7 protein-coding genes are annotated in these 12,324 nt (G+C 43.7%); all 7 read left to right on the plus strand.

The features are described from left to right. Positions 1–84 precede the first annotated feature (84 nt). The 7 genes from AB4384_RS05935 (at position 85) to AB4384_RS05965 (ending at position 12,122) form a co-directional block, all read left to right on the plus strand. Positions 85–1,128: a helicase-related protein gene (locus AB4384_RS05935; protein WP_372129059.1), complete on the plus strand. Its 1,044-nt coding sequence runs from the start codon at positions 85–87 to the stop codon at positions 1,126–1,128. 76 nt (positions 1,129–1,204) lie between these two features. Then, complete coding sequence (locus AB4384_RS05940) at positions 1,205–1,906, plus strand: hypothetical protein (protein ID WP_102305741.1); 702 nt, start codon at positions 1,205–1,207, stop codon at positions 1,904–1,906. A 243-nt stretch (positions 1,907–2,149) separates the two neighbouring features. Next, complete coding sequence (locus AB4384_RS05945) at positions 2,150–2,917, plus strand: hypothetical protein (protein WP_081230270.1); 768 nt, start codon at positions 2,150–2,152, stop codon at positions 2,915–2,917. After that, entirely contained in the window at positions 2,914–3,615 is a 702-nt protein-coding gene (locus AB4384_RS05950; RefSeq protein ID WP_086714968.1) for a TraV family lipoprotein, read from the plus strand. The genes AB4384_RS05945 and AB4384_RS05950 overlap by 4 nt, the downstream gene beginning before the upstream one ends. A 13-nt stretch (positions 3,616–3,628) precedes the next feature. Further along, on the plus strand, positions 3,629–6,286 hold the full coding sequence (locus AB4384_RS05955; protein ID WP_372129061.1) for a TraC family protein: 2,658 nt from the start codon (positions 3,629–3,631) through the stop codon (positions 6,284–6,286). A 575-nt stretch (positions 6,287–6,861) separates the two neighbouring features. Then, positions 6,862–7,356, plus strand: coding sequence for a hypothetical protein (locus AB4384_RS05960; protein WP_081230274.1), 495 nt, complete (start codon positions 6,862–6,864; stop codon positions 7,354–7,356). Between the two features lie 572 nt (positions 7,357–7,928). Next, positions 7,929–12,122 (plus strand): hypothetical protein, encoded by a 4,194-nt coding sequence (locus tag AB4384_RS05965; protein WP_269999708.1) that lies wholly within the window; start codon positions 7,929–7,931, stop codon positions 12,120–12,122. Positions 12,123–12,324 lie beyond the last annotated feature (202 nt).

Raw genomic sequence — 12,324 nt, forward strand, 5'->3', positions numbered from 1 at the left:
TAATGTAATTTAGCATACCTTAAGACCGTCATTGGCGCGATACTGACACGTCATGTTGTTGATGCTGGTGGTTGTGTCGTCATTATGGTTCCCAACCTAATATTAGGAGCCCAAATCTATAAAGAGATCGACAACTGCTGGCCAGATATTGGCATCGAGTTTTTATTGTCTGAGAGTGAGCATGACAACTTCGTAGGTAAAGGCTATCGATGCATCAACGAGATGACAGAAGACACCCGTGTCGTGATTGGTACGACGGCTTTGCTCCATCATCACAACAATATGCCTATCGACCTACTGTGGATCGACGAAGAGCAAAAAATGGGGCTTGAACAAAAAGAATCCACATTAATAACTCATGGCCGGACACATCTGTTGTTGTCGAGTGCGACGTGCATTCCTAGAACGCAAGCGATGATGAGTTTTGGCATGCTGCCGTACTTCAAATTAACCAAGTACCACACACCTAGAGAAGTGATCACTACCCGTTACGAGCATACCCAAATCGATGAGGTTATCTGTCGAGTTGAAGAACGCATCAATCGTGGTGACAAGGTGTTAATCATTAGCACCATGAAAGGTGAATCCAAAGCTCAAGCTGTTTCACACAGAGCCAGTGCTGAACAACTCTTTGATGACTGGAAAGCGATGTATGGTGACATCGTTAAATTGTCCCATGGTGGGTTGTCTAAACAAGACAATGAGACTGCCATAAATGCAATGAAGTCGGGTGAGGGGAAAATATTGATTGCGACCACATTGATTGAGGTTGGGATCACAATACCAAAACTGAACTATGTCGTTGTGCTGAACCCTGAAAATCTTGGTGTGGTTACGCTGCACCAGATCCGAGGTCGCGTAGCGCGGGAAGGAGGTATCGGGCATTGTGACCTACTGCCTACTACCCAACTCAAAACGCCATCCATAGACCGACTGGATTTGTTGGTCAATCACTCTGATGGGTTCAGTTTGGCAGAGGCTGACTTGCAATTACGGGGTATGGGGGACTTAAAGAATGGCAACAATCAGTCAGGAACGTCGAAATGCATTTTGGTCGACCAACAATTATCGCTTGGTCTGCTAACCGATACCTTAGAAAGACTGACAGGAAAGGGATCAGAAACCTAAACGAATTAATTTCTGAAACTGACATCACGCTCAATAAATGACAGTCAGGCATGAGCAATTTACGGAGAGCACCATTATGCTAATTAAATACAAAAATTATTCTGATCTGGATGATTCTACTTTAGAGCATATGGATAAATTGAAGTACTCTGATTTATTCCATCAATTGAAAATTCAATTTGAAACAATGTGCGGATCTACTTACAGTTTCGGGGATATTTTCAATACACAAATTAATCAAACTGAGATTGTAGAACATAACTGGATGGTTTCAATACCAATTCAAAACCAACTATTCACTCTTGATAGTGTAAGAGAGTCGATACCGGAAAGCGAGAAAGGGATTAATGTACGTTGTTTTCTTGACCCGAATCTCTATGAGCTCATTTTCTTTGTCGACCCTAGAAACCCAAAAGAATTGATCGGGTTTTGCAGCTTAAGTAAGTTTGAACATAACGATGATGGGTACTATTCGATTAGAGTCGTTTTGGAAATGGTCTACGTTAAGCCCAAGTATAGAAATGGCATTCGAGGTCAGATAATGGCCTATGAAACGGGTCGCTTGATATCTAGGCAAAAAGTGTTTGATGAATTTAACAACGAATATCGATATGTGGACGTCGAAGTTGCTGGTCAAGGAACTAACGCAGGAGGTCGAGCATGTTTAGAGCGGTTTTACCTCGGAATCAATTTCCACCTCGGCGGCATAAGTATTGAAGATAAAGATGGTTGTGACATTGAAATACCATCTAACGTTATTTTGTGCGATGAATATTAGCGATTTGTTCTTGCTTTAATACAAGCTCTAAAGGCGGAGTTAAACAACACTATACCTTGCGATAGTTAGTTGTGGGAAAGTGAACCTCATCCCCTGATTATCGTTAATTTAAATACCTTTTCTGATGTAACACTTCACCTCTGTCACCAATAAAATTCAATTAAGCCGTGAAATAAGGCTCACTAATTTAAATTATGCAGATCTAAGTTTGGCAAACTCTTGGTACTAACTAGGAGTGTTGCTATGAAATGGTCAAACAAAATTCAAGGTATGTTGGGCTTAGGGTTGCTTGCCAGCCTTCAAGTCGCAGCTGAACCCCCAACGCAAGATTTCCTCAATGCCGACATCAATGTGGTTTCAAGTTATGAAATTGAAACCGACAAGCTAATTATGATGGAGCTGGATACCGGTGAAATGTTACTGGCCACCGGTGATGGAAAATTTCTTATCAAGGGCGGTTCATTATTCTCAACCGTTCACACCAAATTCGTAAACTCCCCACAAGAGCTTTACGCGGCATCCCATGTCGACTTGAAGAAAATGAAAATCAACCCAGAAGAAGATTTTGCGGGGTTTAACTTAAACCCATTAGCCAAAGTTTTTGGTGGGACCCTCTTTATTGCACCAACGGGTTGTAAGCATTGCGGTGACTTCGTAGAGATCCTTGAGAAGCAGCACCCTGATAAAAGATTCCGCATAGCAATCGTGCCTGTCTTCGATGATAAGGAGTATGAAAATACGTTGTTAGCCCAATGTTCCGATGATCCGGACAAAGCGCTGCACGCCTTATATGAAGGCACTTGGTCTGAAGCTAAATACCCCCGCCCACCAAATAGCCAGTGTAAAGAAGCCATTACCAAAGTGAATTCAACTTACGCGTCTCTACAGATAATGAGTCCGGGCCGTGTTGGGCTTCCTGCATTTTTCAACAACAAAACATCTTCCATTATCGGGCTGCCAACGAGTAAGGCTCAACTCACGTCCATTATCGTAGAAGGAATCGACCTATGATTAAACAATCCATATTTATCTCATTTGCGCTGCTTACTTTAGCCGGTTGTTCTGTCGTAGGCGAAGAAGAGGGCGTGTGTCCAGGCGCGAAAAGTGGTGTAGCGTGTGCGTCCGTCCGAGAAGTTTATGAGCTAACCAATGTCTATAACAATGCTGAAGACTATGCGAAGGCGACAGGTGACGAACGTGTCATGGTCACAGACGAAGATGGCGAAACCATCACAGGGAAAGAATACAAAGAAAAATACGGAACGGACATTGAGGCTGACTCAGCATCAGTGAATGAAACCCAACAACACGCAAACTTTTCTCAAGCTCCAGCGTTAGCTTCACCCGAAGCGGCATATCAGCATTTACTTCTTCCGGCTCCAGAACCCCTAGCCATGCGAAAGCCTGCCGATATTGTTCGTACATTGGTGCGTCCATATACAGACAAAGAAACCTTACAGATCCCTGGTTATGGATTCATCGAAGCAACACAGCGAACTTGGGTCGTCGATAGAAGCGCTAAGACCAATGATTCTCAATACGTCAACTTCCATGTCAGAAAGGAAAGCCAAGAGCAAAACTACGATGTGAATGATGATGGTCAGATTGGCGTCGAGTCACGCAATGCAAGACCGGCTATCAGCGACTCTGAGTTAAGAGAGAATGCGAGAAGTAATGCGAACTCGCTAATCGATCAACTGCGTCAATAAGGGGGCATATATCATGGGTGCGATTTCACGATTTTTTAAGCAATTCGAAAATTCCAAATTTGGCGATCTTCTCCCTGTCTTGGACTACAACCGAAAGCACAAATATTTCGAGCTCGAAGACAGTTACATTGGCTTAATGTACAAGATTGAAACGGTGCCAGCCGTTAACGATGAGTTACAGGAGCTATTAGAACAAATCTATAAGGCCGATTGGCCGGAAGACACGTTTATTCAGGTCTTGTTTTGGGCGAATGATAATTTAAGCCCTTTCACCAATAGCTTTTCTATGTACCACGGAGGTCGACAAACAGGTGAGGCAAACGACAGACTGAATTCGATTTCAAAGGGGCTGATTAACCACTTCCAGCAATCATCACAATCAGGGTTTGGTGATAGCGACTGTCGAGCTCGCATGTTTGATTGTTACTTCGTAGTGAAGGTTCCAATCAAAGGCAACTTTGGCGTGCCTACCAAAAAGGAACTTAAACACTTCAATAATCTACGTACTGATACAGAAGAGTCATTGAACAAGGTCGGCTTGTTCTGTACCCCGATGGATCAGTGGGGCTGGCTACACTTCATGCAAAGGCTCATGAACAGAAAGGACTCGTCAACTTGGCGCAAAGGAGACGTTAATAAAAACGAAGCCTACATGCCCCGAGATCAAGTTCAGGAGCAGGGCGGTAAAATCGAGTTTACCGATTCGAAGGTCATCATTGATGAGCGGCCTATATCGATGCTTACTCCCAAAGAATACCCAAAAACACTGGGCTTTGGTGACATGCTGAATGTCTTTAGTGATTGGCGATATGGGCATTCTACAGCATGGTCGAACTTCGTGATTGTATTGAATGTCCATTACCCTAACTCTAAAAAAGAAGAGGGTAAGATTAAGCGTCGCCGTAAATACATGACAATGCAGGCAAACAACAAATTAGTAAATTGGAATGATACTGTTCGTTGGCAGCGAGCTGACTTTGATGAAGCTTTTACCAAAATTGAGCAAAAGAAGTCGAAGATGGTGAATGCGTATCTTCAGTTTATGATTTTTGGTGATGATGAGGAGCATTTAGAGACGGAGATTGCACGCTTCAAGAAAGTAGCTTCAACCCCTGCAGGATTCGAATTGGAAGAAGACAAGTACATGACTCCACCTATGTTCCTGCATTCATTACCTTTCGCACCAGACCCTGTGACTCGCAAAAGATTAGACCGCTATAACTTAGTACCGTCTGATGTCTGCGCGTTCATGAGCCCGATAATTTCCAGTTCATCTGGCAACTCACCAAGTAAACCTGTGATCCCCTTTGTAACCAGAGACATGTCGATGTTTGGGTTCAATCCTTTTGAAACCGATGGCTCAATGAACGGTATCGTTGTCGCGGAGTCGGGCTCGGGCAAGTCGGTTCTCGTCCAATACATTGTGACGTGCATATTGGGGTCAGGCAAGATGCCAAGCCAGCATCTATGGAACATGATGAATTTACCCAAGTCAGAAATCGATAAGCTGATGAAGACCGCTCAACATATTGCTGAAGCCAAGCGCGATGGTGGTATGGCAATGATTATCGATGTGGGTCGAAGCTACTACCGTTTGTGTGAAGCGTTGAATGGTCAATTTATCAGTTTCGGTCAAGATATGAAGTTCTCACTCAACCCTTTCCCGTCCATTGTTGAGTTCAGTGGTAAGGAAGGGCAGGCTGGTATGATTTTGGAAATGCTGTCGGTGATGGCAGAGCCCAATGGTACGCTCACGACGTTGCAGAAGCGTGGTATGACGACCATTTTGAAATTGATGTGGGATAAGCATGGTCGCGACTCAAGTGTCACGATCTTCGCTGATATGTGTTCTGCGAGCTCTCGTAAAGAGCTGAAAGACATTGGTGAACAGTTAAAACCATTCCGTGAAGGCGAAATGTTTGGCGATATGTTTACGGTCAATAAGCCGCCCCCAACGCTGGACAACCCATTCATTGTCTGTGAATTAGAAGAGCTGAAGTCGCAACCGGAATTGCAGGTAATTGCCTTAATGCAGATCATCAACCTGTGTTACCAACATTTCTTCTTGGGTGATGCTCAAGCCGGTTCTCAGCGTCGTTCGAAAGCCTTCATTGTGGATGAGTGTTGGGAGTTCCTTCAAGAAAAGCAAGGGTCCACAGGTGCTAACCCAGTATCATCGTTCCTTGAGAGTGCCTTTAGGCGTTTTAGGAAGGTGGATGCTAGTGCTTGGATTATCACCCAATTGTTGAGTGACTTGTATGGTTCATCTGTAGGTAAAGCCATAGCCGCCAACTGTGTATATCGTTGCTTCCTGTATCAGAAATCAGACACGATTAATCAAGTTAAAAATGACAAGCTGGTGGCATTGTCAGACCAAGAATTCGAAATTCTCAAATCGATTAGGACCCGTAAAAATAGGTACTCAGAAATCTTCTTCCAAATTGGTGATGACATCAAAGAGGTTGTGCGTTTTTACGCGCCTCCTGCAATGCTGCTGATGTACTCCACGGACCCGAAAGACAAAATGGAATTAGCGGCTCTGATGGAGCGGGGGTACACCCAAGACCAAGCCATCGATAAAATTTTAGAGACGCGTCGGGTCGAGTCATTTGCGACTGACATGGATGACTTGGAAAATGAAGACGAAGAACAAGTCGAAAACGCCGCATAACAATGTCCTTTCTTTGAAAGAAAATAAGTTATGCAAATGATCTCCCAAATAGGCAAGCAGGCTCCAAAACCTGCTTGTCAATTTAAAGTCCAAATTACCTTCCTTGTTTGAAAAACTTATTTCTACCGCTCCTTACAATGAAAATCACACCCCAACAATGGTCACTATGCAATGAAAATTCTAACTATGGTTTTAAGCACTTTGGTCTTCATGAGTTCAGCTATGGCTAACACCAGTGACGACATAATCAGTCGTTACAAAGAAGCGTGTGGAACGGAGTGTGGGGACACCATCGCCTATTTGTCACGCTATGCTTCCGCCCAATGTAACATTCCTTATGATTCAGTCGTAGAAACGTCTGTGGAGCTTACTGGGCTTCAATTTGTGGCGATCTCCATTGCAGTCCAACACCCACTTGCTCACTCATTGCAAAATTATGCTTTGAAGAGTCTTGATTGTTCGGACTTACATAAGTGGTCTAAGTCCATCGAAGACTACTCGTTCGTGCTAGAGGCAAACAACGGACTCCAAGGCTCCAATGTCTCAAGCAGCAATTAGAATGAGTGAGGTTATGGATGTTGAGTACTAACCAATGTAATGAAAAATCAGGCAACAACGTGAAGGTGACATGGCTTCTGGTGTGTGGACTTGTGGCCTTAATCACTATTGTTACCGTGATGATGTGGACAACGAGAGCGAATCGATTCAGTGATTACACGATGATGGAAAAATCATCACGCGAGTATATTTTAAACCTGTATGCAATGGACAACTCAACACTAGATTCAAAGGCGATTCAGTGGCCTGATTTTGCTGTCGCTCATGGTGGGGTGCAGTCAGTGAATTTGGTAACAAAAGTTTGTAAGTCTGAGGCGTCAAATGCCACCTGCTTTTTTGCGTATCAAACTTCCTTTAAAGACCAAAGCCATACCATGACATATGGAGTTAGGGCGACAAATGATGAAAGTGAACCGCTGAATATTGAATTGCTCAATGCAACTGGGGGGCGGTTGTTGCTTTCCATGCCAGATCCCTTTGTGAATAGTCCTGTGGTGGAGGTATTGGAATGAAGACGCTAAATTTTCTTGTTGGATACATCTCTCTTCAATTGGGGATAATTGTCTTTTTGACAAACCCATTGAATAGCATGTCACTCACAATAATTTGCTTTTTACTGGTGGCGGTATGCTACTGTCTTGTCTCCCCGTTTATCAAATGTCGTCTACAAGAACTCAAGCATTTTGATAAATTTGTCTTTGAGATTTATCAGTCAAATCGACGTCATCCATTGTCTGAAAAGTTTGGAACGGAAATATCTAAACACCTGTCTAAAAATGCACAATCTTCTTCTGATAAAAAGAAAGACATCGGCGCATATGTAGCCACGGACTTATACTTGTCCTTATTCACGTTCGGTATCGCGGTCGCGCCAGGTTTATTAATCCATATATTTTTACCATAAGTCTTCATTCTCATTCAGCCCCTTCATAGTCGTGAAGGGGTAATAATCCAAATCCCTCCTTTACAATGAATGCCGCGAGAAAAACTTTAATCTTCAAAAATAGGCTTGTTAATTTCAAAAATTGCTCTCGACCTTATTTAACCTATCCCAATGAAATTGCGTTTGGAGTTGAAGAGCACTATGAACAAGTTAATCAAAATTCTTATTAGTTGTTCACTAACAGTTATAGGGACTGCTGCTGTTGCGAAATCAGTGTACATCATCGGTTCCATAACGAGTGTGCCGCCAAAAGTAGAGTTTACTTACCCTGATGAAATCTATCGTGGCGTGAAAGAGTATTCAGCCTTAGCTAAAGAAGCCGCAGCATCTGGTTGTAGATTAGAAACAGTGCGAGAAGAAGCGTATACGTCTGACAGTAGCAATCTAAAGTGTTTCTTCGAATGGACAGGTGATACCGACCCGAGCTGGAATGCGAATGGATTAGCGCTCGATGGTCGACCTACCGCAGCTGCAGGAGAGCATTACCGTTCATATCGCATTTCTTACTTCAATGGTATTGAGAAAGAACGCATCACATTGATTGAAGACAGCGTGGCCTACACTATCCTTGAACCCGTTCCGCCTGTGATTGTAAATGTCACCACGGACACTACTTCAGCTCAATATCAAGGCTTGAGCTTCATTACGCACGATAAGAATGAAAAACTTCGCAAAATTACTGTTGAGGTCGAGCCTCGTCCATTTGATCAGGTGGTGGCCTTAACTCAGTTTGGTGAATCGTGTGAGGTGCCTGAAGGCCAAGATTCATGCGTGGTCGCCATTTCTGCCTTTCATCTATCTGGTGACGATTCACTGACAGGGCAACTTACCACAGCATTAAAAGTCTCGGATAAATACGATGTCGTATCAGCCCCGAACAGTCAGATCCAATACGCGTGGGATTACAGACCGCCCGTTATTGAGCAGTATGCTGTCAAAGCTGTCGGAGATACCACTAGCAATGATATTTCGATTGATGTTGGTGGAGAAACGGTGGTTGTCCAAAACAATGAAGCTGTAGTCGTTCTCAGTTCGCCGCACAGTACCGATACAGCAAATAAGTGGTGGTTACCATCCAAGGTTAGTTTGAGCTTTGAAGAGCATACAGATCATGTCGGTGTATCCGATTTTGTTACGCTAGAGGGTAGGGATATAGGCGATTTATTCAGAAATGAACACGTTACCTATACCGAGAAGACAGTAGACAGCTTTGGTATCCCTCAACAGATTGGCAACAAGTTTGTCTATCGAATTCCGCTCAGTTCAGTGGTAGATGGATTTTATCAAGGCAACATAAAAGCCTTAGATAGATTTGCAAACAGAGGTGACAAGGAAGTGACTGCAATGCAGTTAGACCGTTTACCTCCTGAGATTCGTCTGTACAACAATGACACGCTGTTTAGTACTGGTGATGAAATCAACTTCATGGAGCATATGATTTTCACCGTGCAAGATGAAACCAGTATTGAGAATGAAATCACTGATATTTTGCTTGATGGCGTACCCGTTGAGCATATTGGTGAATTCAAGATGGCTCGTGCGATCAAAATGGAAACCCCATGGGAGTCTAATACAGTTCATAAAGTCATTGTGCGTGGTAAGGACGGGAACAACAACGTAGTTCAAAGAGAGTATTCCATTTCATTCTTACCTTTAGACTTCGAATACGACAACATCAGTGACCGCAAAGTGGCACTTGTGCAGAACCAAGACATCACATTCGCACAAACGAAAGGTCGAGCTTGTAGAATGTTCAAGTCAGAGCATGAGGCGGTACAAGGGATCAAAAACCCGACTCAAATGACTTGTTCCGTGAACTGGACAGTCATCCCTCAAGGTTTGGAAGAAGCATGGGATACTGCGAGCCCTGAGCTGATTGGTGTATTTGAAAATACGGGTCCTGCGACAGTGGAAGCTGAGATTTATATCCATGACTCTGAAGGCCGAAAAAACTTAATCAAAGTCGACGATACAAGCCTAATCGTTCATACCCCAGATACTCCAGAGATCATCTTCGACGACGACGGTATGTTTGAAGATGGCATATATGCGGTTGAGATGGGGCAATCTAGAATCGGGAGATATCGAGTTAAATCAGCGGCGTCGCCTATTTACATTACGCTCCTTAAAAATGGTGAAACCTTAGAAAGCCAATACATCAAACAGTCCAACCGATACACCGAGCACACTATCACGAAGGTAATCACAGACAGAAACAGTGCAAACCACCGAGATTTGTGGCAGATGGATGATTATGCCGTTCAAGTTCATTACGCCCGTTTACCAGAACAAGTAGTTGAGAGTGCGGTGAAGACTTATGCGGTTCCTTCTACACGAGCAAGGCTCAAGGTTGAGCAAACTTCTCGTGAAACGTCCACCGTTGACACATTCAAGGTTAAATCGAAATTTGGGCTGTATAGTAGTTTTTACCGAGATGTCGTATACAAATCTGAAGAGCTTGGTGATTGGTCTGTTCGAATTGCTGTCATGGACAAAGAGAAGAACCTACATGGCCTGACGGATTGGCAAGATATGAACGAATCAGGTGTGAATGACTTTGATGTAAACTTCTCATCAGATGACATCGGTGACCTTCGATTCTATGCACAAGCGAAACTAAAATCGCCAAATGAAAATTATGTTTCAATGGTTCGCTCTCAACGCGGGACCTTGAAAATCATGAAAGGAACGGCAATCGAAGGTGAACTGCGTACACTGCGTATAACGGGTTCTGTACCGATGAATGCCGCTATTCAATATCAACATCTTACCCGTGATGACAAAGACGCCTCTGGTGAAGTGTCATGGTACATATCGGAAGACAATGGCAGTACGTGGAATCTATATGGAGAACCTGGTAAGCGCTTTTCTTTCAGTACCTCAGTAGAAGGTATTTGGTTGGTGAAAGGTCATGTTCCAAATCGCTTCACAGGGGAGATAGCAGAAACCGACGTCGTACAAATCATGGCGTACCGAGTGCCACAAACTGAACTAGTTGGGGCAGCAAACCTGATCACCGGTATGACAAGAACGTACACGCTTCTTGATCAAGGTGAAGAGGCGGATGCCGGTAATATGCTTATTAAATGGTCTATTGATGGTGGAGTCACGTTCACTGAAGGCGGTAGTACACTCGAATACACTGCAACAGGTGAAGGCAGCAACAAGATTATCGCAAAAGCGGCGTATCTTGGTTATGAAACCGATGAACACAGCTGGGCAACAGAATACCGCTCAGTACGTTCTCAGCGAGCGAAACCTGTTCGAGTAAGAGTGAAAGGGGATACTGATGTTGAAACCACCGATACGTTAACTTTGGTTGGAGATGTCGATACACCGTATTCCAATATGGACTCCGAACTTGAAATTGAATGGGTAAGACCAGACGGAACCATTGTTGATTCGAATGTTGTGGACTTTACTCCAACGAATGATGATTTGGACCGAGCTGACTTTCATACATTCACACTGCGTGCGTGGGTTAAAGATGCCAAGGCGTTAACGTATGCGGAATTCGATCATAAGGTTCGTGTATGGGAGTATCAGTTCCCACAATTCGACGTGGCGTATAAACAGCGTGTGCTCGTTGCACCTTCAGTGATTGAGATCTGGTTACGACGTCCAATTGGTGCGAATTTACGCGAGTACTATTTGTATGAGTGGAACGGACAAGGCCGACTGGAGTTGACGAAAGATTATGGACATCGAGCACGATTTACCGCAAAACAACCGGGTATATACCCAATTTCGGTTACGGTAGAAGATGATCGCGGTAACTACGACACCTTTACTGAATATGTGGAGGTATTGGAACCTGAGCCGATCACTGTGGATTTAACTGCACGGTATAGTAACAGTTATCAACGTTCGCCACTTGATGTTAATGTCCGTCCGACAATTCGAGGTGGTCACCCATCAGACCGAGTGGCAGACTATCAATGGTATGTCGATGGTGAGTTACAACCTGAGTTAGAGAAGTCATCAGCAAATATTGAGAACCTATTAACGGGTGACCATGAATTGAAATTGAAAATTCTCACTAACTACGGTCAAGAAGCGGAAGCGATCATTCCAATTGAAGTGGTGCCAAACCAACCACCGACGTGCTCTATCGATTACCGTATGTACTCGAAGACCGCCCGTATCGAAGCAAAATGTAAAGACTTAGATGGTAAAATGGTCAAATACGATTGGACAGTTGGTGATAACGAGCGTCGCAATATCGGTAAACGGATTTCAGAGTTAAGACAACCGGGCGAATCAGAGTTAGTGACGGTTGTTGGTTATGATGATTCTGGGGATACCGCCACAGCGCAAATGGTCGTGCGTTGGTAAGACTATGACCTCGATATAAGAACGTCCTTGTGTCGTTATTGGTGCATTTAGACTCTTCCGTTTAAATGCACCTTTTTTATTGGATGGGTGTAGCTAGGTTGTCCACGTTTTCATTGAATGAAATGTCGGTGGACAACTAAGATCGAAACTCAGACAATAAAGTTCGCAACTTTAACATTAAAGATTGAAACTTTTAGGGGTA

It is taken from the genome of Vibrio sp. 10N.261.51.A4 (assembly GCF_041471945.1).
GTDB classification, from domain to species: domain Bacteria; phylum Pseudomonadota; class Gammaproteobacteria; order Enterobacterales; family Vibrionaceae; genus Vibrio; species Vibrio crassostreae_C.

Excerpts from the sequence above, each read along its gene's own strand:
- AB4384_RS05935 (WP_372129059.1), top strand. The coding sequence starts at position 85 with ATGGTTCCCAACCTAATATTAGGAGCCCAAATCTATAAAGAGATCGAC.
- AB4384_RS05940 (WP_102305741.1), top strand. The coding sequence starts at position 1,205 with ATGCTAATTAAATACAAAAATTATTCTGATCTGGATGATTCTACTTTA.
- AB4384_RS05945 (WP_081230270.1), top strand. The coding sequence starts at position 2,150 with ATGAAATGGTCAAACAAAATTCAAGGTATGTTGGGCTTAGGGTTGCTT.
- AB4384_RS05950 (WP_086714968.1), top strand. The coding sequence starts at position 2,914 with ATGATTAAACAATCCATATTTATCTCATTTGCGCTGCTTACTTTAGCC.
- AB4384_RS05955 (WP_372129061.1), top strand. The coding sequence starts at position 3,629 with ATGGGTGCGATTTCACGATTTTTTAAGCAATTCGAAAATTCCAAATTT.
- AB4384_RS05960 (WP_081230274.1), top strand. The coding sequence starts at position 6,862 with ATGTTGAGTACTAACCAATGTAATGAAAAATCAGGCAACAACGTGAAG.
- AB4384_RS05965 (WP_269999708.1), top strand. The coding sequence starts at position 7,929 with ATGAACAAGTTAATCAAAATTCTTATTAGTTGTTCACTAACAGTTATA.